Annotated in this window: 24 protein-coding genes, 1 tRNA gene and 2 pseudogenes; 11 read left to right on the forward strand and 16 right to left on the reverse strand. The window is 66.8% G+C overall.

Annotated elements, in window-relative coordinates; all coding sequences use genetic code 11:
* Window positions 1-73: 73 nt before the first annotated feature.
* Window positions 74-586, reverse strand: coding sequence for a DUF892 family protein (locus Sa4125_RS22665; RefSeq protein WP_224001966.1), 513 nt, complete (start codon window positions 584-586; stop codon window positions 74-76).
* 274 nt (window positions 587-860) lie between these two features.
* On the opposite strand from Sa4125_RS22665, the gene glgX reads away from it, so the two are divergent.
* Together glgX and Sa4125_RS22675 are read left to right on the forward strand one after the other, a co-directional pair.
* Entirely contained in the window at window positions 861-3,149 is a 2,289-nt protein-coding gene (gene glgX / locus Sa4125_RS22670) for a glycogen debranching protein GlgX (RefSeq protein ID WP_224001975.1), read from the forward strand.
* A 184-nt stretch (window positions 3,150-3,333) separates the two neighbouring features.
* Window positions 3,334-3,927 (forward strand): hypothetical protein, encoded by a 594-nt coding sequence (locus Sa4125_RS22675; protein ID WP_224001977.1) that lies wholly within the window; start codon window positions 3,334-3,336, stop codon window positions 3,925-3,927.
* Window positions 3,928-4,281: 354 nt separating this feature from the next.
* Here the strand turns inward: Sa4125_RS22675 and Sa4125_RS22680 are convergent, their stop codons facing one another.
* The 10 genes and pseudogenes from Sa4125_RS22680 to Sa4125_RS22725 all read right to left on the reverse strand — a co-directional run bounded on the left by Sa4125_RS22680 (window position 4,282) and on the right by Sa4125_RS22725 (window position 12,620).
* A complete protein-coding gene (locus tag Sa4125_RS22680) occupies window positions 4,282-4,506 on the reverse strand; it encodes a hypothetical protein (protein ID WP_224001979.1) in 225 nt (74 codons plus the stop codon).
* A 492-nt stretch (window positions 4,507-4,998) separates the two neighbouring features.
* Window positions 4,999-5,451: an NUDIX hydrolase gene (locus tag Sa4125_RS22685; RefSeq protein ID WP_224001981.1), complete on the reverse strand. Its 453-nt coding sequence runs from the start codon at window positions 5,449-5,451 to the stop codon at window positions 4,999-5,001.
* 138 nt (window positions 5,452-5,589) lie between these two features.
* Window positions 5,590-5,691: pseudogene (locus Sa4125_RS22690) on the reverse strand (ATP-binding cassette domain-containing protein); the annotation flags it as partial.
* A 23-nt stretch (window positions 5,692-5,714) separates the two neighbouring features.
* Window positions 5,715-5,827: pseudogene (locus tag Sa4125_RS22695) on the reverse strand (glycerol-3-phosphate transporter); the annotation flags it as partial.
* Between the two features lie 76 nt (window positions 5,828-5,903).
* Entirely contained in the window at window positions 5,904-6,785 is an 882-nt protein-coding gene (locus Sa4125_RS22700; protein WP_224008157.1) for an amidohydrolase family protein, read from the reverse strand.
* Window positions 6,786-6,950: 165 nt separating this feature from the next.
* Window positions 6,951-7,988 carry an aldo/keto reductase gene (locus tag Sa4125_RS22705; protein WP_224008160.1) on the reverse strand — a complete coding sequence of 346 codons (1,038 nt, stop codon included), beginning with the start codon at window positions 7,986-7,988 and terminating at the stop codon, window positions 6,951-6,953.
* Window positions 7,989-8,295: 307 nt separating this feature from the next.
* Window positions 8,296-9,285 carry a succinylglutamate desuccinylase/aspartoacylase family protein gene (locus Sa4125_RS22710; RefSeq protein ID WP_224001984.1) on the reverse strand — a complete coding sequence of 330 codons (990 nt, stop codon included), beginning with the start codon at window positions 9,283-9,285 and terminating at the stop codon, window positions 8,296-8,298.
* A 10-nt stretch (window positions 9,286-9,295) separates the two neighbouring features.
* Window positions 9,296-10,255, reverse strand: coding sequence for a pyridoxal-phosphate dependent enzyme (locus Sa4125_RS22715; protein WP_224001986.1), 960 nt, complete (start codon window positions 10,253-10,255; stop codon window positions 9,296-9,298).
* A gap of 66 nt (window positions 10,256-10,321) precedes the next feature.
* Window positions 10,322-11,521 (reverse strand): IS256 family transposase, encoded by a 1,200-nt coding sequence (locus Sa4125_RS22720; protein ID WP_224001988.1) that lies wholly within the window; start codon window positions 11,519-11,521, stop codon window positions 10,322-10,324.
* A 565-nt stretch (window positions 11,522-12,086) separates the two neighbouring features.
* Window positions 12,087-12,620: an XRE family transcriptional regulator gene (locus tag Sa4125_RS22725; protein ID WP_224001990.1), complete on the reverse strand. Its 534-nt coding sequence runs from the start codon at window positions 12,618-12,620 to the stop codon at window positions 12,087-12,089.
* 148 nt (window positions 12,621-12,768) lie between these two features.
* Between Sa4125_RS22725 and Sa4125_RS22730 the strand changes: the two genes are divergently transcribed.
* The 6 genes from Sa4125_RS22730 to Sa4125_RS22755 all read left to right on the forward strand — a co-directional run bounded on the left by Sa4125_RS22730 (window position 12,769) and on the right by Sa4125_RS22755 (window position 18,512).
* Window positions 12,769-13,716, forward strand: coding sequence for an ornithine cyclodeaminase family protein (locus tag Sa4125_RS22730; protein ID WP_224001992.1), 948 nt, complete (start codon window positions 12,769-12,771; stop codon window positions 13,714-13,716).
* A 29-nt stretch (window positions 13,717-13,745) separates the two neighbouring features.
* The gene (locus tag Sa4125_RS22735) at window positions 13,746-14,879 is read left to right on the forward strand and encodes an aminotransferase (protein ID WP_224001994.1); all 1,134 of its coding nucleotides are present in this window, start codon (window positions 13,746-13,748) and stop codon (window positions 14,877-14,879) included.
* A gap of 71 nt (window positions 14,880-14,950) precedes the next feature.
* A complete protein-coding gene (locus Sa4125_RS22740; RefSeq protein WP_224001996.1) occupies window positions 14,951-15,730 on the forward strand; it encodes a transporter substrate-binding domain-containing protein in 780 nt (259 codons plus the stop codon).
* A gap of 46 nt (window positions 15,731-15,776) precedes the next feature.
* Entirely contained in the window at window positions 15,777-17,159 is a 1,383-nt protein-coding gene (locus tag Sa4125_RS22745; RefSeq protein ID WP_224001998.1) for a M20/M25/M40 family metallo-hydrolase, read from the forward strand.
* Complete coding sequence (locus Sa4125_RS22750; RefSeq protein ID WP_224001999.1) at window positions 17,156-17,827, forward strand: ABC transporter permease subunit; 672 nt, start codon at window positions 17,156-17,158, stop codon at window positions 17,825-17,827. The genes Sa4125_RS22745 and Sa4125_RS22750 overlap by 4 nt, the downstream gene beginning before the upstream one ends.
* A gap of 4 nt (window positions 17,828-17,831) precedes the next feature.
* Window positions 17,832-18,512, forward strand: coding sequence for an ABC transporter permease subunit (locus tag Sa4125_RS22755; protein ID WP_224002000.1), 681 nt, complete (start codon window positions 17,832-17,834; stop codon window positions 18,510-18,512).
* A gap of 125 nt (window positions 18,513-18,637) precedes the next feature.
* Here the strand turns inward: Sa4125_RS22755 and Sa4125_RS22760 are convergent.
* A tRNA-Arg gene (locus tag Sa4125_RS22760) sits at window positions 18,638-18,714 on the reverse strand.
* Between the two features lie 599 nt (window positions 18,715-19,313).
* Here Sa4125_RS22760 and Sa4125_RS22765 point away from each other — a divergent pair.
* Window positions 19,314-19,997: a pentapeptide repeat-containing protein gene (locus Sa4125_RS22765; RefSeq protein ID WP_224002002.1), complete on the forward strand. Its 684-nt coding sequence runs from the start codon at window positions 19,314-19,316 to the stop codon at window positions 19,995-19,997.
* Between the two features lie 178 nt (window positions 19,998-20,175).
* Here the strand turns inward: Sa4125_RS22765 and Sa4125_RS22770 are convergent, their stop codons facing one another.
* Window positions 20,176-21,189, reverse strand: coding sequence for an aldo/keto reductase (locus tag Sa4125_RS22770; RefSeq protein ID WP_224002004.1), 1,014 nt, complete (start codon window positions 21,187-21,189; stop codon window positions 20,176-20,178).
* A gap of 211 nt (window positions 21,190-21,400) precedes the next feature.
* Here Sa4125_RS22770 and uxuA point away from each other — a divergent pair, with 211 nt between their 5' ends.
* Window positions 21,401-22,582, forward strand: a complete 1,182-nt coding sequence (gene uxuA, locus Sa4125_RS22775; protein ID WP_224002006.1) for a mannonate dehydratase — start codon at window positions 21,401-21,403, stop codon at window positions 22,580-22,582.
* A gap of 80 nt (window positions 22,583-22,662) precedes the next feature.
* On the opposite strand, the gene clpS is transcribed toward uxuA, so the two are convergent.
* Window positions 22,663-22,968 carry an ATP-dependent Clp protease adapter ClpS gene (gene clpS, locus Sa4125_RS22780; protein WP_224002009.1) on the reverse strand — a complete coding sequence of 102 codons (306 nt, stop codon included), beginning with the start codon at window positions 22,966-22,968 and terminating at the stop codon, window positions 22,663-22,665.
* Between the two features lie 194 nt (window positions 22,969-23,162).
* Between clpS and Sa4125_RS22785 the strand changes: the two genes are divergently transcribed.
* Window positions 23,163-23,774 (forward strand): glutathione S-transferase family protein, encoded by a 612-nt coding sequence (locus Sa4125_RS22785; RefSeq protein ID WP_224002011.1) that lies wholly within the window; start codon window positions 23,163-23,165, stop codon window positions 23,772-23,774.
* A 70-nt stretch (window positions 23,775-23,844) separates the two neighbouring features.
* On the opposite strand, the gene Sa4125_RS22790 is transcribed toward Sa4125_RS22785, so the two are convergent.
* Both Sa4125_RS22790 and Sa4125_RS22795 read right to left on the reverse strand, forming a co-directional pair.
* Window positions 23,845-24,120, reverse strand: a complete 276-nt coding sequence (locus tag Sa4125_RS22790) for a hypothetical protein (RefSeq protein ID WP_224002013.1) — start codon at window positions 24,118-24,120, stop codon at window positions 23,845-23,847.
* A 152-nt stretch (window positions 24,121-24,272) separates the two neighbouring features.
* Window positions 24,273-25,592 (reverse strand): DUF2254 domain-containing protein, encoded by a 1,320-nt coding sequence (locus Sa4125_RS22795; protein ID WP_224002016.1) that lies wholly within the window; start codon window positions 25,590-25,592, stop codon window positions 24,273-24,275.
* Between the last annotated feature and the right edge of the window lie 14 nt (window positions 25,593-25,606).

Below are 25,606 nucleotides of genomic sequence, written 5' to 3' on the forward strand. Positions count from 1 at the left end.
GCGGAAGACGTTTGGAGACGAAGAGGCCCGCCGCATCGCTGCAGCGGGCCTCCTGCTATGGGGTGGAGAGCGATCAGGCGGCCTTGGCCTTGGCGCCGCTCTTGCCCTTCGGCATCGAGGCGTTGGCGATCTGCGTCAGCAGTTCGTCGGTCTTCTTCTCTTCCTGCAGGGTCGCGTCGAGAAGCGCCGCCGCCTCGTCGTAGCCAAGCTTGGTCGCCCAGGTCTTCAGAAGGCCGTAGCGGGCGATCTCGTAGTGCTCGAGCGCCTGTGCGCAGCCGATCAGCACGTCGTCGCTCGCCTCGGTGCCCGCGAAATCCTCGAGATCCTCGTCCATCTCGTTCATCAGGCCGACAGTCGCCTCGCAGGTCTTGGCGCGGGGCGTCTTGCCGATCAGCTCGAAGACCTGCGCCAGACGCTCGACCTGGTTCTGCGATTCTTCGCCATGGGTCTTGAAGGCCGCCTGCAGCTCGGGCGACTGCGCCGCCTTGGCAGCCTTCTTCTGCGCCTTCACCGAGGCCTTCTCAGCGTAGTAGACGTCCTTGAGGGTCTCGTAGAAGGCGTCTTCGAGGGTCTTTTCCTTGGCCATGTGAAATCTCCGTGATCGTCGCCGCAAAACGCGGCCGATGGACTCGCAGAAGCATCCAATGGGCGTCGCGGTTCCCGGTTTGCCGGCCACTTCTCGCTTGGCACCCTACCGATTCAGCGGCGTGCCCGTGCTGCTGCCGCCATCGCGTCCTCGGCTTCCCGCCGCGACTCGGAGCCGGCTGGCGTCTTCCAGGACGGATGGGCGAGCTGAGCGGGGAACCAAGCGTTTGCAGCGCACTTAACCCGGCACGTTCCTCCCGCACGCGAGATCCCCCTTGAGCCAGTCGTCCACCGCCATCAACGCCTTTCCTTCTACGCCCCGCGCCCGTCGTTCCCGGATCGAGACCGGCCGCCCGTTTCCCCTCGGCGCGACCTGGGACGGGCGCGGCGTCAACTTCGCCATCTTCTCGGCCAATGCCACGAGGGTCGAGCTCTGCCTGTTCGATATTCTCGGCGAGCGCGAGGTCGAGCGCATCGAAATGCCGGAATATACCAGCGAGGTCTTCCACGGCTATCTGCCCGAGGCCCGTCCCGGTCAGGTCTACGGCTATCGGGTGCATGGTCCGTACGAGCCCGACGTCGGGCACCGGTTCAATCCGAACAAGCTCCTCCTCGATCCCTATGCCAAGCAGCATCTCGGCGAGGTGAAGTGGGATCCGGCGCTGTTTGGCTACACGATCGGCTCGCCCGACGGCGATCTCTCCTTTGACGAGCGCGACAGCGCCGCCTTCGTGCCAAAATCGCGCGTCGTCGACGAGGCCTTCACCTGGGGCGATGAGCGCCGTCCGAATGTCCCGTGGGAGCGGACGATCTTCTACGAGACCCACGTGAAGGGTTTCACCCAGCGCCATCCCTCGGTTTCCGACGCCGATCGCGGCAAGTTCGCCGGCCTGATGAACCCGGATGTCATCGCCTATATTCGCAGCCTCGGCGTCACCTCGGTGGAATTCATGCCCGTCCACTCCTTCGTCGACGACAGCTACCTCGTCGAAAAGGGGCTGAGAAACTACTGGGGCTACAACACGCTCGGCTTCTTCGCGCCGGACCCGCGCTATCTCGCCAGCCCCTTCGTCAACGAATTCAAGGAAATGGTCTCGACCTTCCACCACGCCGGCATCGAGGTGATCCTTGACGTCGTCTACAACCACACGGCCGAAGGCAATGAGAACGGCCCGACGCTGTCCTTCAAGGGCATCGACAATGCGAGCTACTACCGGCTGATGCCGGGCGAGCCGCGCTACTACATCAACGACACGGGCACCGGGAATACCGTCAATACCAGCCACCCCCGCGTCATGCAGATGGTGACGGACAGCCTGCGCTACTGGGCCGGCGAGATGCGGGTGGACGGATTCCGCTTCGACCTCGCGACGATTTTGGCCCGCGAGCCGAACGGCTTCAGCGAGGAGTCGAGCTTCCTCCACGCCTGCCAGCAGGATCCGCTGCTGAGCCAGGTGAAGCTCGTTGCCGAACCCTGGGACTGCGGTCCCGGCGGCTACCAGGTCGGGCGGTTCCCGCCCGGCTGGGCCGAGTGGAACGACGGCTACCGCGACACCGTCCGCTCCTTCTGGCGTGGCGACGAAGGCAAGGTCGCGGCCGTGGTCTCGAAGATCAGCGCCTCGGCCGATCTCTTCGACAAGCGCGGTCGCAAGCCTTGGGCCTCGGTCAATTTCCTCACCGCGCATGACGGCTTCACGCTCCACGACCTCGTCTGTTTCAACGACAAGCACAATGAGGCGAACGGCGAGGACAACCGCGACGGCCACTCCCACAATCTCTCGAACAACTACGGCGTCGAGGGCCTGTCGGATGATCCCGAGCTGAACGAGCTGCGCTTCCGCCAGCTGCGCAACTTCTTCGGCACCCTCATGTTTTCGCGTGGCACGCCGATGATCCTGGCCGGTGACGAGTTCGCCCGCACCCAGAACGGCAACAACAATGCCTACGCCCAGGACAACGAGATCGGCTGGATCGACTGGGATGTCACGCCGGAGGGCGTCGGCCTGGCGGAGTTCGTGAAGAAGCTGATCATGGTCCGCCAGTCGCTGCCGATGTTGCGGCGAGGGCGCTTCCTGCACGGTACCTACGACGAGGAGCTCGGCGTCAAGGACGTGGCCTGGCTGGCGACATCCGGCGAGGAAATGTCGGAAGCCGAATGGAGCGATTCCGGCACCCGCTGCTTCGGCGTGCTCCTCGACGGACGCGCCCAGTCGGAAGGCATCCGCCGCCCCGGCAACGACGCGACGATGCTGATGATCCTCAACGCCCACCACGACGTGGTGAACTTCGTCCTGCCGGAAGCCGCCGGTGGCCGGCGCTGGCGGTGCGTCATCGATACCAACCTTCCCGACCGCGAGGAACTCGAGCCGTTCGATTTCGGGACCGAATACATGATGACGGGCCGCTCCTTCCTCGTCTTCCTGTTGGAGCCGGCAAAGGGCGACGCCTCGACCGAGGCGGCGCGACGTTCTTTCGTCCATGTCAGCGAGACTTTTCTTCAGGCCTCGATTGACCGCGTCCATTTCGTCGCCGCATCTCCCGAGGGGGATCGGCCGGCGGAATGACGCAGGCACTCGGGACGTCCCGGGCGCGAGTCGGGCGGCGGCATGACAAGTCAGCTGTCAGGTACCGCCCGGCATGTCCCGGGTGACATCCGGAAGAACACGTCGCGGCTGTGTTTTACTTCAGGAACTGTCGTGGCGTGCTGCCGTTTCCTCGATTGTGGGCAATAACAAAGGGACTACTGGGATGAAACGGATTTCCTCTCTCTTTATCGCAGCGACCATGACGGCAGCCGCCACGGCTCCTGCCTTTGCCGACTGCGCGGCTGACATTGCTTCCCTCAAGGCGAAGGAGACCACGGCATCGACGACGGCCGAGGGCGGCAAGACCACGAATTTCGACGCTTCAGCCGGCTCGGCGATGGCGCCGAGCACAGGTCCCATCTCCAAGGACGGCACCGTCGCGCCTCTTGGCACGGCCGACGCCGCTGCCCCGGCGGCGGGGGATGCATCGTCCACAGCGGCGACCTCTGCAACGGCGGCAACGCCTTCAACGGAGGCGACTGCCTCCGCGAGCGGCGGCACGACCACGACGCCCGGACAGTCGGCGACGGGCGGCGAGATCTCGAAGGATGGCAGCTCAGCGCCGCTGGAGACGGCTTCCGGCGGAACCGGTGCACAGATCGCGACGTCCGGCCAGGATGTCGCCTCGCAGCAGTCGGGTCAGGCACCGGCGGCAAGTTCTGCCGAGGTGACCGCCGCTCTCGAGAAGGCTCAGACCGCTGCCGATGCCGGCGACGAGGCGGCATGCCAGGCGGCGCTCAAGCCTATCATGGGCTGAGCTTGGTCTGATCTGCCTGAAGTCCGTGGCAGCGTTTGGCGATGGCTCCGGCGGGGGGAGCGGCCCATGCCACTCCTCGCCGGACTGGCACATCGGTCCCGCTGACCCCAGTCGGTCGGCACGACGCAACGACCAGGGCGGGTCCCAAGGATCCGCCCTTCTTTATGAATTTCAGAACGCATCCATGACGATCGGCCGGTCCGTCCTTGAGACCCCTTGGGAAATCCGATTCGATTGAGCGGGGAGCGCTTTCGCCTGAGGACCCCGAGCGTTCGGGGCCTCGGACGCGTCCATACCGTCCATCGGCGACATCACGGCGATCGGGCTGCTGGCGCAGGCGCAGTTCAGCGAGAGTCAGTCGCGGGGCTTCAGCGGGGTGATTCCACCCTCGTCATTGTCCGGAATGGCCCCGGCTTCGCTGTCCGTCGTGGCATTGGCCAGAGCCTCGGCATGGAAGTCCGGGTCGGGCGAATCCTTTGCCCCGACGAGGGTGTCCGAAGGACGCGGCGTTTGGCCTGCCTCCGGCACCCTGTCGTTTTCGGTTGCCGAGTTCCGGGAGAAGACGTGCGGGTCTGTCATGGAATTTCCTTTGGCGGCGCGCCGTTTGCGCTCGTTCATCTGGGATAACCGCAGGTCGCGCGAAGTGTTCCGGTCGCAGACCGGTCGCAGCCGAACGCCGATGGAAAGCTACGGGCACGGCGGCTGGAGCCATGACTTCGCTCATGCCGATCCTGACGACAGGTCACAAGTACTGCGCCGGCTTATTAACTTCTGCTGCGGGCTGGGCCGACGAGCGCTGCTGCCCAGCGGCCTGCTGGAGTTTTCCGCTGCCCCGCAGCCAATGTCCGGCCGACGCGTCCATGCGCCGTTGGCGCGCGTGCCCGACGACGGATCGCAGACTTCGGCCGGCTCGCGCCATCGAGGCAACCAGCCTTTTTACCTGGACGCCGGACTTTGCCTGTCGGCGCGTCGGATCGGGGGAGGCAGGGGGCCCGTCGTAGCCGGTGTCGCCGGACGGCGGAGCAGCCGAGTGCGCCCGCCTGCCCGCGGGCCCGATCGTCTATGCGAGAGCTAAGCGGTGAGACGCGACAGAAATGCGCGGGTGTCGGGCCGGGCGATAACAGACTCGATCAGCGTGATCAGGTCCGGTTCCTGAACCATCCCGGCGGCATCCTTCGCGTCGATCCAGCAAAGATCCCTTTGGCCCTTTTCCTTCCATGCGCCGAGCTGCCCTTCGACGCCCATCAGGAAGACGCTGACCGAGGTGAGCCGGAAATCGCGCTTGGTGCGACGCCAATAGGTGTACCGGCCGACGGCATTCTTCAGCACCCGTCCCTTGAGGCCCGCTTCCTCTTCGGCCTCCTTGGCCGCGGCCCGGTGATCCTTGAGGCCCTTCATCGACCAGCCCTTGGGAATGATCCAGCGGCGCGTTTCCCGCGAGGTCACGAGAAGCAACTCGATGACGCCGGCTTCCGTCAGCCGCATCGGCAGCGCCGCGACCTGACGTCCTGACTTAGCGCCCATGGCGACACGGGGCCTTCGTCCCGGACGGCTGACCGCCTGTGTCGGGATCGGCCAACCTCACCGCCGTCTCGACCCGATACGCTTGCCGTCCTGTCCGAAGGCATGCAGCGCGGCGGCGGCGAAGAAGATCCCGGCGGGCTCGAGGCCGGCGATCATGGGCAGAAGCGTGAATTTTCCGCAGCCGGACGGTCCGACGAGGACGAGAGTCTCGCCGTCCGCGATGTCGCACGAGATGCCGCGCCCGGTGTCCTTCTCGTCGCAGCTTGCGACTCGACGAGGCCCTTGACGAACCCTCGCTGCCTGAGAAGCACGGCGAGAACCGGTGGCAGGATCGCGTAGATCGCCGTCACCATCACGAGTTCCACGGCGTCTGCGCAGGGCGATTCCCGGCGACAGAGGCCCGCTCGTCAGGCCGATCAGGCGCAGGCCGGACGCTCGGCAGGTCACTGATGTCATTCGGCGGACGTTGCCGGCACCCGGCGTTCCCCCAAGCCGTAGAAGCGAACCGCGTTCGCCCCGAAGATGGCTGCCATCCCGTCCGGGCCGAAATGGCGGCCGAGCAGGGCGCGGGCGGCATTGCTGACGTCGCCGTAGGTCGCGGCGAGTGTCGACACCGGCCAGTCGCTGCCGAACATCAGCCGGTCCGCGCCGAAGACAGCGGCGACGTGGTCGACGAACGGTTCCAGGTCGGCCAGCGCCCAGTCGGCCCTGGCTTCCGTCACCATGCCGGAGACCTTGCAGGAGACGTTGGGAAAGGCGGCGACGGCGGCAATATGCTCCCGCCACGGGTCGAGGGTGCCCGCGGCGATCGCCGGCTTGGAGATGTGGTCGACGACGGCGCGAAGGCCGGGCGTCGCCTCCAGCGCTTCCACCACGTGCGGCAGGTGGCGCGGGAAGGTGAGGATGTCGAAGGCCAGACCCGCCTCCGCCACCGCGGCAAGGCTTTGGAGCACCCTCGGCCGCAGGATCCAGGCGTCGTCGTCGAGATCTTGCAGCATGGGTCGCAGGCCGACGAACCACGGGTTCTGGCGGAAATGGCCGAGCCGTTCCGGAAAGGCGGCGTCGTCCATGTCGAGCCAGCCGACGACGCCGGCGATGAAGTCGGTCTCGGCGGCAAGCGCGAGCAGGAACTCGGTCTCCGCCTCGGTTTCCGCCGCCTGGACCACCACGGTGCGGTCGATGCCGGCGCGGGCCATCAGCGGGCGCAACTCGTCCGGAAGAAAATCGCGCAGCAGCGGCGCGACATGCGGCCCCATCCAGCCGTAATCGCCGCGGTCGATTTTCCAGAAATGCTGGTGGCTGTCGACCGTCATGCCACTGCCGCTCATGCTCATGGCCAAGAGACACCCTTTCGCGGGAAAATATTGCCGGGGAGCGGGCGCTCACCGGGTTTGCCGTGGACGCTGTCGTCGGGGATGGCGAGGCGGTGCCCGGTCAGCCGCCGGTTGACGATCGTGGACATGATGAAGCCTTGCGCGAGGAAGAGGAAGAAGCCGGCGTCACGCGATCGGCGGGATCAGGCCGTCGTCTTCCAGCGTCTGCCAAAGCGCCTCGGGGATCGGCATTTCGAACCAGGCGACGTTCTGCTGCACCTGGGCCGCGGTCTTTGCGCCGATGACCACATTGGTCGCGGCGGGATGGCGCAGCGGGTACTGGATCGCGGCGGCTGGCAGCGGCACGTCGAAGCTGCGGCAGGCGGCTTCGAGCCGCTCGACCTTGGCCAGCACCTCCGCCGGCGCGTCGACATAGTTGAACTTCTTGCGGCCGGAGGACGATGCGAGGATGCCGGAGTTGAACACGCCGCCGATGACGAGGTCGACATCACGCTTCAGCGCCAGCGGCAGAAAGGTTTCCGCGGCATCGCCGTCGAGGAGGGTGTGGCGGCCCGCGAGCAGGCAGATGTCGAGATCGGCCTCGTCCATCGCGTCGCGGATCACCTGCCATTCGTTGACGCCGAGGCCGAAGCCGGCAATCAGCCCGGCTGCCTTCAGCTCCTCCAGCGCCCTGAAGCCGCCGCCCTTGGTGAGGGCCGACCAATGATGCTCGTGCAGCTCGCCATGGGTGACGCGGCCGATATCGTGCACGAAGAGGATGTCCAGCCGGCCGAGCCCCGTGCGCTGGCGGGAATCGTCGTATGACCGCAGCATCGCGTCATAGGAATAGTCGAAGACCTCGCGGAACGGCAGGCCGTTGTGCCAGCCCGAATCGAACTCGTTCTTGGGCGGTTCCGGCGGCAGGGTGCGGCCCGGCCGATCGAAGCTCATCAGCCGGCCGACCTTCGTCGACACGTGAAAGCTTTCGGGATCGGCCTCGCGCAGCAGCTCTCCGACGAGATGCTCGGCGCGGCCCAGCCCGTACATCGGTGCCGCATCGAAATGCCGGATGCCGGCATCCCAGGCGGCCTTGAGCGCGGCGCGCGCGTCCTCGAGCGCCACCGGCGCGTAGAGCCCGCCCAGCGGCGCCGTGCCCATGCCGAGGAGGGTCAGCTCGATGTTGGCGCGCTTGAGACGCTTCTTGTCGGTTGCCTTCACGGGAATGCCTTTCAGCTACAGTCGTGCGCGCGTCTTGCGGCACGTCCAAACAACAGGGGCGACGCCCGCAAGCAGGGTCGCTCGGACGCTTTGGCGGGCCTGATCGACCCGGCCGAATGGGGCGCCGCCGCGGAGCGGCGGTGTGCGAGCGTGCCGAGGCCTCGGCGATCCGCCGATCGACGGCGACGGTGGGGGTCGGCGCGACAGAAACGGTCGCGTCGCGATAGAACGACGGCGCCGCCGGCAATGTAAAGCCCTGACGGGCTCAGGTCTGCCCTGGGTCAAGCAGGGAGCATCCTGCCTCTCCGCCGGGTTACTCGCCATACGGTACGGCGATCACGGCGATGACGTCGTCGCGGCGCACGAGCCCTTGTCCGTGAACGCAGAGAAGAATGCCGCCGAGAGGAGCTCGAAGGGGCTGGGGGGCGCGGTCGGCCCGGTCGACAAAGTGAAGGCGACCGATCACCGTTCCCTCTGCGACCGACCTGCCGATCTCGACCATCGGCTCATAGGTGCCGAGATCGTCGGCATGGAGGTAGGCCTGCGGGCCCGGGACCACGAGCCGCCGCCCCGGCGCTGCCGGCGGGAGATCGGCCGCCGAGAGATGGCCAAGATGCGCGAGCAGCCGGAGCAGCCCGTCCCGCGTCAGTCCCATCGTGCCGGGGCTGATTGCCGCGCTCCCACCCAGCTCGCTCGACACCATCAGCCTGCCTGACCGCTCGACCACGTCGTCGAGCATCTGCCCGGCATGGGGTTCGCGGATCACGACGGTGAACGGCGCGCCGAAACTGTCGGCCGCCGCGAGACATCGACGCGTCAGCTCCCCGTCGGCCTGCTCGTGAACCAGCGTGCAGGGCGCAAACAGGAGCGAACGCCCGCCCGAGTGAATGTCGTAGACGGCATCCGCGCGGGGCACGAGCTCCGACACCACGAGGGCGGCGAGCCGCTGCGTCAAGGATCCCCGGGGATCGCCGGGGAACTCGCGGTTGAGGTTGCGCCCGTCGACGGGGGAAAGCCGCGCCCCGGCGAGGACGGCCGGCAGGTTCAATGCCGGCACGATGATGACCGAGCCGGTGATCCCGGCCGGATCCAGCGAGTGGGCAAGGGCCGACAATCCCGTGATGCCCTCGTATTCGTCACCATGGTTGCCGCCGAGGAGAAGCGTGCACGGCCCCTCTCCGTTGCGGAACAGGTAGACGGGAACGCGCAGGTCCTGCCAGGCGCTGACATTCGTCGAGTTCGGCAGATGAAGGTAGCCGGCCTGTCGCCCGTCGCGATCCCAGTCGATATCGATGGCGCTCATGGCGTGCGTCTCACGCGTCGGCTCGGATGAGCGGCATGATGCGATCCGGCGCAAAATTGCTCCCGCACAGGACGACGACGCTGCGCTGCCCCGCGAGGCGGTGGGCAAGGCTGCGGTATCCGGCCATCGCCAGGGCCGCCGCGCCTTCGACCACCTGGCGCTCGTTCAGCGCGATCGAGGCGATCTCGGCGACGATCGCGTCCTCGTCGCAGACGACGACCTCGTCGATGACGGCCATTGCGAGGGGCAAGGTCATGCTGTCCTCGTCGAGGCCGCCGGCGACGCCGTCGGCGATGGTGTCGCGGTGCTCCGTCTCGACGATCCTGCCCGCTTCCATGGAGGCTGCCAGCGCCATCGATGCCGCCGCACTGACGCCGATGACGCGGGTCCGGGGGCTGAACGCCTTCAGCACGGAGCCGATGCCGCTGATGAGGCCGCCGCCGCCCATCGAGACGAACACGTTGTCGATCCGCTCCGCCTGTTCGAGCAGTTCGAGGGCGATCGTTCCCTGTCCGGCGATGATGTCCCGGTCGTTGTAGGGCGAGACGTAGACGAGGCCGCGGGCGCGCGCCAGTTCCTGCGCATGCCGCTCCGCTTCCCCGGCCTCGTCCCCATGCAGGACGACCTCGACGGCGAAGGAGCGGATCCTCGCGAGCTTGCCCGGCGAGACCGACCGCGGCAGCACGACGGTCAGGCTCTGGCCGATGGACGACGCCGCCATTGCGGCACCGATGCCGTGGTTGCCGGACGAGGCCGTGATCAGCGCCTGACCGGGGTCCACCGCCGTCATCTTCGCGGCCGCCCCGCGGATCTTGAAGGATCCGGTGATCTGGAAGTTCTCGGCCTTGAACGCGAGTTCCTCACCGCCCCTTTCCCGCGAGGGCAGGAGGGGGGTCTGGTAGATGAACGGACGGATCCGGGAGCGGGCCTGGACCGCGTCGGCGGCGGTAGCGGTGATGATGGGGTTCATGGATCGTGTCCCCTAGCGTGGTGTAGCTGACGGCGTCACACGTCGGTTCCGGCCAGGCCGGGTTGATCAGCGCGTCATTGCTGGCAGGCTGACGAGAGGATCATCGCTCAAGGGTGCAACGGATTCCAGCGTCATGTACCTCGCCCGCTGCACGGCCCACTCGTCATTCTGCTCGAGCAGCAGAGCGCCGACGAGACGCAGGATGGCCTCGTCGTTCGGAAAGATGCCGACGACGTCGGTGCGCCGCTTGATCTCCCCGTTCAGCCGCTCGATGGGGTTGATGCTGTGCAGCTTGGCGCGATGCTCCCTGGGGAAGGTCATGTAGGCCAAGACATCCTCTTCGGCGCCGTCGAGGATGGCGGCGAGCTTGGGCACCTTCGGCCGGATCTGGTCGGCGACGGAGCGCCATTGCAGGCTTGCGGCCTCGGGCGTCTCCTGGGCGAAGGCGGTGGCGATGAAGGCCGACACCACCCGGCGTCCGCTCTTGCCGGCATGGGCCAGCACGTTGCGCATGAAGTGCACCCGGCATCGCTGCCATGTCGCCGTCAGGACCTTGGTGACGGCCGCCTTGATGCCCTCGTGCGCATCGGACACGACGAGCTTCACGCCGCGCAGGCCGCGCCGGGTCAGCTTGCGCAGGAATTCGGTCCAGATCGGTTCGGCTTCCGAGGTGCCGACCTCCATGCCGAGCACCTCGCGCCGGCCATCGGCGTTGACGCCGACGGCGATGATCACTGCGACCGAGACGATGCGCCCGCCGCGGCGGACCTTCAGGTAGGTCGCGTCGATCCAGAGATAGGGCCAGTCGCCCTCGATCGGCCGTTCGAGGAAGACCTTCACCTTGCCGTCGATCTCTTCGCAAAGCCTCGACACCTGGCTCTTGGAGATGCCGTCCATGCCCATCGCCTTGACCAGGTCGTCGACCGAACGGGTCGAGATGCCCTGGACATAGGCTTCCTGGATCACGGCCGTCAGGGCCTTCTCGGCCATGCGCCGCGGCTCGAGGAAGCCGGGAAAGTAGCTGCCCTTGCGCAGCCTGGGAATGCGCAGCTCGACGGTGCCGGCACGGGTATGCCAGTCCCTGTCGCGATAGCCGTTGCGCTGGGCGAGGCGCTCGGCGCTCTTCTCGCCATAGCCGGCGCCGGTCGCATTGCCGACCTCCAGTTCCATCAGCCGCTCGGCGGCAAAGCCGATCATCTCGCGCAACAGATCGGCGTCCGGGGTCTTCTCCAGAAGGCTGCGCAGGCTCATCATGTCGTCGGTCATCAGGGGATCTCCGGTTGCGGTTAGGTCTCGCAACCCAAGCCTAACCGGAAACCGCTGGTGACCACCGCGTCGCCAATCCCGTCCTACAGCGCAATCAAAGGCGCGGGCGAGATCGGCGACGCTACCGTCGAGCTACACCACGGGCGGGGACACGACCGGTTCATGTGTCACTCATGCATTGGAACGAAGGAACGGGGGAACGAAAGAACGGGGAACTGGAAGAACGGAAGAACGGGGGACCGGGGACCGGTTTCGGCCTTCAGGGAGCGGGAGGCGGCGGGAACGGAACGGGCGCGGCCGACGCGTTCGGCCCAGCCGGGTGTCGGACGGTGGCGATCGCGACCATGAGCGCGGCGGTGACCATGAGGCCGGGAGCGAGAAGGCGACGGGTCCTGCGCCCTGCGGCACGCTCGGGGCGGCGGCCGAAACAAACCAGCGATAAGAGGAGCCACGGACGGGGATTCCCCTCGCAGAGCAGGACGCCGGCGGGTTCGCCCGCTCGTGGTTGGCTGGTCATCGTGGATCCATTCGGCCGGCAGCTTTCAAAAACCCTTCGGCGACGCGCTCAGGACACCACGTTCCTGATGAAGCGGACGGGAACCGATCCCGTATTGGCGTAGGAGTAGGTCTGGGTGGTGGGGTAAGCTGCATAGGAGCCCGCCGGATGCTGCTGGACGCCTTCGGCCAGAAGGAGGTCGAGCACGCCCTCGGTCACGAACACCATCTCGTGCCATCCCTGCGGGTCGGGCTCGGCGTCGTATCGGTCTCCGGGTCCGAGGGACCAGAGCCACATCTGCGTCTCGGTCGTGGCCGGGGCGGAGCAGAGCAGCACCGCCATGCTGCCGGGCGCCTCGCCCCGCCACGTGACCTCGTTGATGTCGGCGCGCGATTCCCGCGCCGGATCGCGGACGAGATCGACGAAGCCGACACCCATTGCGGCCGCCAGTTTGTCGAGGCTGGAAAGGCTGATGTTCGCTTCCCCGTTCTCGACCGACACGATCATGCGCCGGCTGATGCCGGACGCCTTGGCAAGCGCGGCCTGGCTGAGGCCCGCCGCCTGGCGCAGCCGGCGCAGATTGTCGGAAACGTGGGCCAGCACGTCGCCCCCCTCTTGACTGCGCAATATAGTGCTCATAGGGTCCCTCTAACTCAGACGTATTTGCACTTCAACAGTTTTTCTTCCGGTATTCCATGAATAGTGGCTCCGGATTGCCTGTACGCGTACCGATGATGAAGTGAGACGGAAGATGACGATCCAGCCTCCGATGGTATTCGACGACGCCGCCATCCAAAGTATAATAGGCAAGATCGATATGCGCACCGCCTTGGTGGGCATGTTTCGCGCCCTTGCTGGCGGCTCTGCGACGCAGCCGGCCCAGACGCTCAGTCTCTTCCCCCACGATGGCGGCGATTTCATTACCTATCTCGGCGTTCTGGCCAGCGAGAAGGTCTTCGGCGCCAAGCTGTCCCCCTACATCCCGGGTGACGGCAAGGCCTTGGTTACTGCCTGGACCGTGCTCATGTCGATGGAGACGGGCGCGCCCTTGCTCCTCTGCGACTCCAAACGCCTGACGACCGAGCGCACGGCCGCGACGACCGCGCTTGCCGTCGATCTTCTCGCGCGCAAAAATGCCGGCATCCTGACGGTCGTCGGCACCGGCGCCGTCGGTCTTGCGCATCTTCGCCATGCCGAGGGGGTGCGACCGTGGCGCGAGGTGCGCCTGTGTTCGCCCTCGGCGGGCCGCAAGCCCGGCCTTCCCGACAAGCTTGCCGACGGCACGCCCGTCGTCACCTTCACCGATGCCGACAAGGCGGCGTCCGGCGCCGACGTGGTCATGCTCTGCACCTCGTCCGGAACCCCCGTCATCGATGTCGGCCGGCTGCCCGGCGGCGTCCTCGTCACCTCCATCAGCACCAACGTCGCCAATGCGCGCGAAATCGATCCGGCGGCCCTCTCCGGGCTCGACGTGTACTGCGACTATCGCGCCACCACTCCGGCATCGGCAGGGGAGATGAAACTGGCCGCGGCGGCCGGAACCTGGAGCGCCGACTGCCTGCTGGGCGACCTGCCCGAACTCGTCACCGGGCGCGCGACGCTGCCAAGCCGGACAAGGCCCGCCTTCTTCCGCTCGATCGGCCTTGGTCTCGAAGACATCGCGGCGGCCGCCGCCGTGCTCGCAGCCGCCCGCACCTGATCCCAATCCACCCATCGAAGGAGTGCCCCATGAAGATCCGCGACTTTGGCGTCGAGATCTGGATGAACCGCTACGAGACGCAGTGCGAGTGGAACCTCGCCGAGACCTGCGTCGAGTCGCTGACGGTCGACGAGTTGCTCAAGATGGCGGGCAAGACGGACAGCATCCTCGGCGAGCTCCTCCCGATGAAGCTGACCTACGGGGCCATCGAGGGGAGCGAGCGGCTCCGCCGGCTGGTGGCGGGGCTCTATGAAAAGCAGGAGCCCGGCAACGTCACCATCACGCACGGCGCGATCGGCGCGAACGCCCTCGTCTACGAAACCCTGGTCGAGCCGGGCGACCGCGTGATCTCGGTGCTGCCGACATACCAGCAGCACTATTCCATCCCGGAAAGCTACGGCGCGGACGTCCAGATCCTGAAGCTGAGGGAGGAAAACGGCTTCCTTCCGGACCTCGAGGAACTGCGCCAGCTCGCCACGCCGGGCACGAAACTCATCGCCATCAACAACCCGAACAACCCGACCGGATCGTTGATGGACCGGGCGTTCCTCGAGGCGATCGTCGACATCGCGCGGGATTGTGGTGCCTGGGTCCTGTGCGACGAAGTCTATCGCGGCATCGACCAGGCTGGCGACGGTTCGACGGCTTCCCTCGCCGACCTCTACGAGCGGGGCATCAGCACGGGGAGCATGTCGAAGGCCTATTCGCTGGCCGGACTGCGGCTGGGCTGGGTCGTGGCGCCGCGGGAGCTGATCCACGCCGTTTCGGTCCACCGCGACTACAACACGATCAGCGTCGGGATGCTGGACGACCACTTCGCGGCGATCGCGCTCGAGAACCGGGACAAGATCCTCGCCCGCAACCAGGCCATCACGAGGACCAACCTGGCCATCCTGTCCGACTGGGTCGATGCCGAGCCGCTGATTTCCTGGACGAAGCCGAAGTCCGGCACCACGGCGCTCCTGAAGTACGACCTGCCGATGTCGTCGGAGGCGTTCTGTGTCCGGCTGCTGGAGGAGACCGGGGTGATGCTCACTCCCGGCAGCGCGATGGACATGGAGGGGTACCTGCGCATCGGCTACGCCAACAGCGACCACGTTCTGCGCGAAGGTCTCGCCCGGATGTCGCGGTTCCTGCGCGAACGCCGCGCCGCGGCCGCCTGACACCGCGATCCGTTCATCGAAATCTCGGGGGCGCCCCCGGGAAAAGCCACAACCCAAGCAAGGAGTGCAGCATGAGACTGCTTTTGACCGCGCTGACATTGGCCCTCATGGCGGGCACCGCCGGGGCAGAGGACCTCCGCATCGGCAGCAGCGCCGACTACCCGCCGTGGGAGTCGGTCGATGCTTCGGGCTCGATCGTCGGCTTCGACAAGGATATCGGCGACGAGATCTGCAAGCGGATCGGCGCCACCTGCGCGTGGGAGAACCAGGCCTTCGACGGTCTGCTCCCGGGCTTGCAGGTCGGCAAGTTCGACCTCGTCATTTCCGGCATCTCCATCAACGAAGAGCGCGCCCAGAAGGTGGATCTTTCGGTCGCCTATGCGGATGCTCCAAACACGATCGTCGTGCCGGCGGGAAGCGACGCAGCGTCCGCCAAGACCGCGGCGGAGCTGGTGGAGAAGCTGGCGAGCGCGGCGATCGGCGTGCAGACGGGGTCGACCCACGAGCAGGTGATCCGGGCGCATTTTCCGGGCGCCGACGTGCGCGTCTACGACCGCCCGGACCAGATTGCCGACGACCTGACGGCCGGACGCATCGAGGCGGGCCTGATGGAACGCTCCGCCTGGGATCCCCTGATCAAGGACCGCGGCGCCGACAAGCTCGTCTATGCCGGTCCGCTCCTGACGAGCGCCGACTTTCCCGAGTTCGGCAAGGGCCAGGGCGTCGCCATGGGCAAGGGAAAGGCCGAGCTGAAGGCGAAGGTCGACGGCGCCGTGACCGCCATGCTGGCGGACGGCACCATCAAGACGGTCTCCGAGAAGTGGTTCGGCTACGACATCTCCAAGAAGTGACGGCGAGGGGCGGCACTGGCCGCCCCTCCCCATCGGGGACCAGCACATGGCGCATCACGCCGACATCATTGCCCATGCCCGCCGCGATCTCGCCGACCTAGTCGCCATTCCCTCGGTCAGCGCCAGGGGAGAGGGGCTGGAGGCGTGTGCGGCAAGGGTCGAGGCGCTTCTGCGCGACGCGGGATTGCAGACCGATCTCCAGCCGGGCGACGTCGCGCCGTTCGTCGTCGGCGAAACGGGACAGGGGCCCTTCACGCTGGTGATCTACAATCACTACGACGTCCAGCCGGAGGACCCGCGGGAGCTCTGGAATTCGCCGCCCTTCGAACTCACCGAAAGGGACGGAAAGCTGATCGGCCGCGGATCGGCCGACGACAAGGGCGAGTTCGTCAGCCGCCTCGCGGGCTGGCGCGCCTTCCGGGACACCCATCCCGAGCCTTTGCCATTCCGCCTGATCTGGATCGTCGACGGCGAGGAGGAGATCGGCAGCCCGTCTCTTGAACGCTTCCTCGCTTCCCGGTTTCCCGACACCAAGGCGGATCTCTGCTGGTGGGAGTACGGCGAGATCGACGCGAGCGGCCGTCCCGTCGTCCTGATGGGCTTCAAGGGCTGTGTCGCGATCGAACTGACATGCCGAACCGCGCGTGCCGATCTTCACTCCAGCCTCGGCGCGATCTTCGACAACCCTCTCTGGCGCATCGCTGCGGCCGTGGCTTCCATGCGCGATGCCTCGGGGCGCGTCCTCATCGAGGGCTTTTACGACGGCATCGAGGAAGCCGGCGCGCGCATTCGTGCCCTTGTCGGCAGTCCTCCCTTCACCCTCGACAGCATCATGGACGCGACGGGCGGCGGACGGCTCCTTCAGGGCGTCAGCGCGCAGACCTTCTACGAGCGCCTGAACCTTGCTCCCTGCCTCAATGTCAACGGCATTCATGGCGGATACGACGGCGAGGGCGCCAAGACCGTCCTGCCCGCGACGGCGGGGGCCAAGCTCGACTTCCGCCTCGTCCCGGGACAGGACCCGAAGGCGATCGCCGAACTCGTCCGGCGCCATCTCGGCACGGCCGGCTTCGCCGACGTCGTCATCACCGTGCTCGACGACGAGATGCTCGGCGTTCGCAGCGACCCCTCGCACTGGGCGGTCGAGCTGGGCACGGCGCTTCTCGAGGAGTGGTTCGGCAGGAAGCCCGTTCTCCAGCCGAGCTCGCCTGCCTCCGGTCCGGCCTACGCCTTTGTCCGGGACATGGGCGCGACCCTGTTCGGCGCCGGCATCACCCATCACGGCGCGATGCTGCACTCGCCCGACGAGAACATTCTGATCGACCAGTTCGAGCGGATGATCGGCTTCTCCGCGGCCTTCTTCGACGCCCTCGCGACGCGGTTCCGCTCTTCCGCCGAACAACCGCCGCCGATCGCGGCCTCCTCATGATCGAAGCCGTCGTTCAATACTCGCCGCAGCTCCTGCACGGCCTCGGACTGACGCTCGTCGTCGCTCTCGGCAGCTTCGTCGTCGGGTTTCTGGTGGCGGTGGTGCTTGCACCGGCGGCCGTCTATGGCCGCCCGGCGGTGCAAAAGCTCATCGCGGGATATGTCGGCCTCATCCGCGGCCTTCCCGAGCTCCTGGTCATCTTCCTCGTTTTCTATGGGGGAACGGTATTTCTCACCTGGCTCGTCGGGGATTATGTCGAGGTGAATGCGCTGACGGCCGGCATCGTCGCCCTGTCTGCCGTCTCGTCGGCCTACCTGACGGAGATCCTGCGGGGGGCGCTGGTCAGCGTTTCCGAGGGGCAGTGGGAGGCGGCGCTCGGGCTCGGCCTGCGCCGGTGGCGCGCCTTCCGCCTGGTGGTGCTGCCCCAGATGATGATACGCGCGCTTCCGGGCCTTGGAAACCAGTGGCTCGTGATCCTCAAGGAGAGCGCGCTGGTCTCCGTGGTCGGCCTGGAAGAGCTGATGCGCAAGTCGGTCGTTGCGGCAGGCGCCACCCACCAGCCCCTCGCATTCTACCTCACCGCCGCTGCCCTCTACGTCATGGTCACGGGGGTTTCGACGCTGCTGATCAATGCGTACCGCCTGCGCCTAACCCCCCATACGCGGTGACGCCATGTCCATCGAACTTTTCGGTCCGGCCTTCCTGGCGATCAAGAACGGCTTTCTCCTCACGCTGATGATCACCCTGGCAAGCTTTGCCCTGGGTCAGCTCCTGGCACTGCCGCTCGCCCTCGCGCTCCTGTCGCGCAAGCGCTGGATCCGGCATCCCGCGGCAACCTACACCTTCCTCGTCCGCGGTAGCCCGCTGCTCGTTCAGCTCTTCCTCGTCTACTACGGCCTCGGCCAGGTGGAGGCCGTTCGGGACAGTTTCCTCTGGCCCGTCCTCAGGAGCGCCCTCTCCTGCGCGATCCTGACCATCGGACTGAACTCGGCGGCCTACATGGCCGAGCTTCTGGCCGGCGCGATGCGCCAACTTCCCGAAGGCCAGACGGAAGCCGGGCAGGCGCTCGGCCTGCGCAGATCCACCATGCTGTTGAAGATCGTCCTGCCGCAGGTCTACCGCGCGATTCTCCCGGCGATCTCGAACGAGCTTATCCTCGTTATGAAGGGCTCGACGCTGGCCAGCGCCGTGACGGTCCTGGAGATGACGGCGGCCGCGAAGGCCTTCGTCACTCGGACCTACGCGCCCTTCGAGACCTTCCTGGTCGCAGGCGCGGCCTACCTCCTCCTCGGCGCGATGTTCGGCCGCCTCTTTCGCTCCATCGAAGCGCGCGTCGCCATTCCCAGCCGCTGACAGGATTCACATTATCCTCGGACCGAACAGGCCGTCAAAGCACTGCAAGCTGATCGCCATCCCTGTTCGGAACGGATCAATCCAGCGGTGATGGGAAATCGGTGATGGGAAACGGCGAGGCGCCTTGGTGCACCCGACTGGATTCGAACCAGTGACCTCTGCCTTCGGAGGGCAGCGCTCTATCCAGCTGAGCTACGGGTGCGTCACGGACGCCGGGGCGAACGGGCAAGTGATGAGGGCGAACCGACAACGGTGCCTTTCTAGACGATACGCCCCGGTCGGGCAAGCTGGTTCACGCGTCGTGCCGATCCCCCAACCAAATGACAATGACGTGACGCGGCACAGGGCATTCAGGAGGCCGCAGTCGCGCGAGCGCCTGTCCCTCCGGGGTCATACGGCGCGGGCGATCCCGCTCATTGCGGTGAACCTGAGGCGACGAGCCGAGGCGTGACGCGGCATCGTCATCCAATCCGAGGCGATGCCACGTTTCGCCGGGTCGATTGCCGGGCGGCGCCCTGTTTTCGTCGCTGGCCTGGCGGCAACGAACGGGGCGCGAGCGCGTTCGGCTTGCACCGACGTTGTCACGCCAAGGCCGAGTTGTCCTTGGCCATGCGGCCGTTGCGTCGATGCGATGCGGAACGAGAATGCGGATGGTCGCGATACGAACCGGACCCGATCCTCAGCCGCATCGGTGAGCGTGCACCGGTGGATGATCACGTCAGGGTGCAGACGGGGCACGAAACTTCTCCGGCCGTGACTGGCAAAGTGCATGCCCAGATTTATCGCAGGAGCCGAGATTTCATGACCAGAGTCCTCGCGGGTACCGCCATCCTCCTGGCGACGAGCCTTTCTGCCGGCGCAGTGGAATGCACCGCGGCCGCGGAGCCGGCCATCGACTGGAGCGCCTGCAACCGGACGAATCTCGTGCTGTCGGGTGCGGATCTTGCCGGCGCTCATCTCGTCGGGACCGATTTCAGCCTGTCGGATCTGCGCGAGGCTCAGCTCAGCTCGGCCAACCTGGAAAAGGCGAAGCTCGTGCGTGTCCTTCTCGTCGGCGCGGTCGCCGACAAGGCGAGCTTCACCCGCGTCGAGGGCTATCGCACCGACTTTACCGGCGCGTCGGCGAAGGGCGCGTCGTTCCAGGCGGCCGAATTGCAGCGCGCCGATTTCACCGATGCCGCGCTTTCCGGCGCGAGCTTCGAAAAGGCCGAGCTCGGGCGGGCGCGTTTCAAGGGAGCGGACCTTTCGGACAACCGGTTCGCCTTCGCCAATCTCGCGCGGGCCGAGTTCTCGGGGGCCGACATCGCCGGATCGCTGGATTTCACCGGCGCCTACATGTTCCTGACCCGGATCGAGGGCGTCGATCTCTCCGCCGCGAAGGGCCTCGTCCAGCCGCAGGTCGATCTGTCCTGCGGCGACGCACAGACCCGGCTGCCGGAGGGACTGACGCCGCCGAAAACCTGGCCCTGCGGTCCGTACGACTGAAGCGGGAGGAATCCCATCGTTTCAAGCGGCAAGAGTGTTCCGCTTTGTCGGTGACGTGTCGTCTGACGATTCGGAGTCCTGGAAATCCTCTCCCGACGGCAGGACCGGGCGCCGTCGCCACGGCCCCTTGTCCGGCGGGGGTTTTGTCCGGAGAGGATTTTCGTGGCGATCCCGGCGATCAGTCGGGGACCGGCGCCTCCGCGCGCAGCAGGCCTTCGGCCTTGAGGTCAGACCAGAGCGAGACCGGGACCGCGGTGTCGATCAGTTCGCGGTTGCGGGCGATATGGTCGCGGGCGGCGATGCCGGGGATGACCGAGGCGACGGCTGGATGGGTCAGCGGAAACTGCAGCGCGGCGGCAGCCATCGGCACGCCGTGCGCCCGGCAGACCGTCTCGATCCGGTTCACCCGGTCACGGATTTCAGGCGGCGCGGGAGCGTAGTTGTAGGTCGCCCCATCGATCGCGCCGGTGGCGAGAATGCCGGAATTGAAGGCGCCGCCGACGACGATCGACACGCTCTCCTGGACGCAGCGCGGCAGAAAGCTGTCGAGCGAGGTCTGTTCGAGCAGGGTGTAGCGGCCGGCGAGCAGGAACACGTCCCAGCGGCCGTGGTCCATGGCGTCCTCGCAGACCTGCCATTCGTTCACGCCGAGCCCGATGGCCTTCACCGCGCCGCCGGCGCGCAATTCGTCGAGCGCGCGGTAGCCGCCCTCCATGGCGTCGCGAAACCGTGCCTCGGCCTTGTCGCCATGCGTCATCCGGCCGATGTCGTGGATGAACAGGACCTCGACATGGTCGGTGCCGAGGCGCTGCAGGCTGTCCTCGAAGGACCGCATGACGCCGTCATAGGAATAGTCGAAATCCGGCCGAAAGGGTGAGGCGTCGAAGAAGCTGTCCTTCGTCGCGTCGTGCGCCGCATCGGGGCGCAGGAGCCGGCCGACCTTCGTCGCGAGGACCGCCTTCGCCCGGTCGATCCGGCGCAGGGCGGCGCCGACGCGGCGCTCGCTGAGGCCGGAGCCGTAGAAGGGGGCGGTGTCGATGAAGGTGTGGCCGGCGGCAAAGGCGAGGGTCACGAGTTCTTCCGCCGCGTCGTCGGGGATCGGCCGGAACAGATTGCCCAGCGGCGCTCCGCCGAATCCGTAGACCGGCAGCGTCAGATCGGTGCTGCCGACGCGTCGACGTTCGAATTCCATGTCGTCCTCCCGGTTCCTGCCGGCGTTCTTTCCCGGCTGCGCTTTCTTCTGCACGTTTTGCCCGGCCAGGGGTAGCGGGAGAGAGGGCGGACGCGCAGGGGCCGGTCGGCGGAAAGAGGTCCGGGCTGGAATGACCGCCCCTCAAGCGCTAAGCCGGACGCGCGGCGGGAGCCCGGTGCAGGCAGGAGCCCGGCGAAGGCAGGAGACGGTGATGGAACAGACATGGCGCTGGTTCGGGGAGAGCGACCCGGTGACGCTGGACAATGTCCGGCAGGCGGGAGCGACGGGCATCGTCACGGCGCTGCACCACGTTGCGCCGGGCACGGTCTGGAGCCCGGCGGAGATTGCCGCGCGCCAGAAGGCCATCGCCGCCGCCGGCCTCGTCTGGAGCGTCTGCGAATCGATCCCGATGCCGAATGCGATCAAGCTCGGCGACGCAGAGGCGCCGCGCGCCATTTCGGCGTGGAAGGACACGCTCGCCCATCTCGGCCGCGCCGGGATCCGGACGGTCTGCTACAACTTCATGCCGGTGGTCGACTGGACGCGCACGGACCTTGCCTACCGCCTGCCGACCTCGGGCCTGGCGCTGCGCTTCGACATGATGGATTTCGTCGGCTACGACGTCTTCGTTCTCCGGCGGCCCGAGGCCGAGGGGAGTTATCCGGCGGCCCTCGTCGCTTCGGCGAAGGCGCGCATCGCGGCGATGGACGAAGCAGCGCTCGCGCTCCTCGAGGCCAACATCATCCGGGGCCTGCCCGGCGGCGACGGCAGCTACGACCGCGCCTCCATCGCCCGGCTGATCGCGCGCTATGACGGCCTGTCGGCCGAGGCCATGCGCGACAACCTGAAGACCTTCCTGCAGCAGGTGGTGCCAGTGGCGGAGGAGGTCGGCGTCAGGCTCGCCATCCATCCCGACGACCCGCCCTTCTCGCTGTTCGGCCTGCCGCGTGTCGTCTCGGTGCCGTCCGACGTGCGCGCGCTGCTCGCTGCCGTCGACAGCCCGGCCAACGGCATCACGCTGTGCACCGGATCCTACGGCTCGCGCCCCGACAATGATCCGGTCGCGATGGCGCGCGAATTCGGCCCCCGCATCCATTTTGCCCATCTGCGCAACGTCACGACCGAGCCCGACGGTTCCTTCACCGAGGCCGAGCATCTGGAGGGCGACACCGACATGGTGGCGGTGATCGGCGTGCTGCTCGGCGAGGAGGCGCGGCGGCGGGCGGCGGGCGACGACCTGCCGATCCCCATGCGCCCAGACCACGGCCACCTTCTCGCCGACGACCTGGGAAAGGCGACCAATCCCGGCTATTCGCTGATCGGCCGGCTGAAGGGTCTTGCGGAACTGCGGGGCGTCATGCGCGCCCTGGAGCCTGTCGCCAAGGCGCCCTGATCCCCGGCGATCGGCGCTACGAATTCATCGTCCCGCCCGCGATGCGGCGCGCATCGCGGCACGAAGTCCCCCGGCCTGACCTATTCCTCGGGTTCGGTCGTGAAAGTGAGCGGATAGCCCTCTGCTGCCCCTGCCTCGCTGGCGCGTGCGGCTTTGGTTTCGGCGATGTCCCAGGGATAGACGGAGACGACGCAGCTGCCCTTGGTATGGGCCGTGATCATCACCCGGTTTGCCTGATCCTCGCCGAGGGCGAATTCAGCCTTGAGGACGGTGACGACGAAGCGGCGCGGCGTGACGTCGTCGTTGACGAGGATGACCCGGTAGAGCCGCGGCCGTTCGACCTTCGGCTTCGTGCGCAGGCGCTTTTGCGGAACGACGACGCTCACTTCGTCAGGCCTTTCCCATCGAACGGATGCGCCCGGCGACGGCGGGAAGGCGCGATGAGCCATTCGCCCCGGACGATGAATCCTCACCCCTGCGGCCGGAACTGTCGCGGTGGTGCGTTTCACGGCTACTCGATTCCTGCTGTCGTCTTGCTGACATGGTCGCCCGGCAGTCTGGTCTTTTGACGGAGAGAATGATGCAGGGCCCAGTGAAACTCTACTACAATCCGCAGAGCCGTGCGGCCATCGTCCGGTGGATGCTGGAGGAGGTCGGGGCTGAGTACACCATCATGCCCATCGACTTCGAAGCCGGCGACAACCGCACGCCGGAATTTCTCGCCATCAATCCTCTGGGCAAGATCCCGGCCCTCGTTCTGGCGGATGGCACGGTGATCACCGAGGCGCCCGCGATCATCGCCTGGCTCGCCGACGCCTTTCCCGATGCCGGCCTGGCTCCCGCAAAAGGTTCAGGCGAGGCCGGGGCCTACTATCGCTGGCTGTTTTTTGGCGGAAGCTGCTTCGAGCCCGCTTTGACCGAGGAGATGATGCGCAAGGGCCAGCCCTCGCTGCCGAAAGCCAGCATTGGCTGGGGCGCCTGGTCGGATGTCGTCGCTCTCCTGGAGAGAGCCGTCGCGCCCGGCCCCTATCTTCTCGGAGAGCGCTTCAGCGCCGCCGACGTCTACATCGGCGCGCAACTTTCCTGGGCCGGCATGTTCAAGGCGCCGGGCATAACGGACAGCGAGGCGATCCAGAACGATGTCGCGCGCGTCACGGACCGGGATGCCTATCGCAGGGCGATGCAGGGCTGAGGTGTATGCCCGGCGCTCGAAACGTCAGTGCCGGTACCCAACCGTCGCAGGTTGGCCGATACTTCGATGCCTATTGGGTGTCGGTCGGAAAGAAGGGCACGCCGACGACGCGGATGCTGGACCGTGTCTGCGGAGACTGCGTGTCCTGGTTGTCGCTGATGAGCGTCACGCCCTGATCAAGACGAGGCGCCGTCATGGTCACTCGCCCAGTCGTGCCGGCATCGAACTCCGCCACTTGTGCGGACGTCTCTCCCGACACATTCGTTCCGGCAGATGCCGCATGGGCGGTGGTCGTCATTCCCATACCGATGAGGGCGGCGACTGTCAGCATTGCTCTGGTGTTCACGCGGATATCCTGTTCAGAAATTCAATCTGTGCTTACAACAGGATAGATCCGTTCGGGTTCCGCCGTCGCGGATGCAAAGTTTCGGCGTGTCACCTCGGGGTTTGCCTGGGTCAGATTTCGGGCGCTCAGCCAGAACATGGGCGCGTCCGGCATCAGCCCGCCGGCGGCCTCGTCGGCCAGAGCTTCGGTGCCTGCGATGCGGGGGCGGCTGCCGCCGTCACCTCGGCCGCCAAGCTCCGCACCCGCTGCTTCTCATCCTCCAGCGTCAACCCAATTTCCGCCCGCTGCAGCGCCTGGCGGGAATGGCGCAGGGCGTTGTCCCCATAGCGGTCGTCACCGAGCCGGGCGAGGCTGCGAAAGGCCTTTTGCAGGCGCAGGTTCACCTCGATGAGTCCCGCACCGTCGCGGCCGATCGGGGTGAAGAAATCGTCGAACAGGTCGCCGACGGCGATACCCGGCACGTGCAGGCGCGGATAGTCGACCGTCGCTTCCGCCTGGTCCTCGCCGTGCGGCTCGATCCACAGCGCGAGCACACGTACCGCGCGGCCGATGACGTCGATGGCGGTGCCGGGGTCGTTGATCCCCGGCGACAAGGCGCGCGAGGCGATCTCGGTGAGGACGCAGGCGCCGAAGCGCGGATCCTGGTCGAAGGAACGGGTGTCGCCGGTCGAGAAGCAGGACCGGATCGCATCGTCGCGATCAGCGTCGATGCCGGTGGCGAACATCATCGGCTCGCTCGGGTCGACGAAATCGCCGGGAAGGACGGCGATGTACAGCTCGCCCTCCGCCGCCTCTGCAATCGCCGACAGGGCGGCGGCGTCGATATGCTGGATATAGCCGATGACGCGGGCGTGCACGGGCCGTGCCGCCGCCGGAACGTCGCGCACGATGTCGCCAAGCGCCACGCCGCCGAGAAAAGGGCTCTCCATCCGTCGGCGCATGGCGGCCGTGGTGGCCTTCTCCACCCGCTCCGTCGTCTCGGTGACGCGGCCCAGACGCGACAGATGGTCGATCCAGCGTAACAGGGTGACGACGATCAGGCCGACGACGATGATGGTGACCACGAACAGTACGACGCGGCCGCGGTCGCCATAGGCGCCGGTCGAGAGGGCGATGATTCCGACCAGGCTGAAGAGGAAGGAGCCGACGAAGGTCGCCAGCACGTTGTGCGTGGTGGAGTCCTCCATCACCAGCGTCGTGGCCCGCGGCGTCACATTGCTGGTGGCGGCGGAATAGGCGGACACCATGGTCGACAGCGAGAAGGTCGTCACCGACAACATCGAGGCGGCGATGATGCCGAGGATGTTGTCGACGGCATCGGCGCCGATCTGCGTCGGCAGATCGCTCGGAATGTAGGGGGCGACGAGGATGGCCACCAGCGCGGTTGCGATCGCCGCGACCGAGAAGAGCGCGGCGCGGAACCAGATGCGGCGGGTGATCCGGGTGAGGAGCCAGATCCAGCGTGATGTCATGCAGCGTCCGATGC

Origin of the sequence: Aureimonas sp. SA4125 (assembly GCF_019973775.1) — a bacterium.
In the GTDB taxonomy this organism is placed as follows: domain Bacteria; phylum Pseudomonadota; class Alphaproteobacteria; order Rhizobiales; family Rhizobiaceae; genus Plantimonas.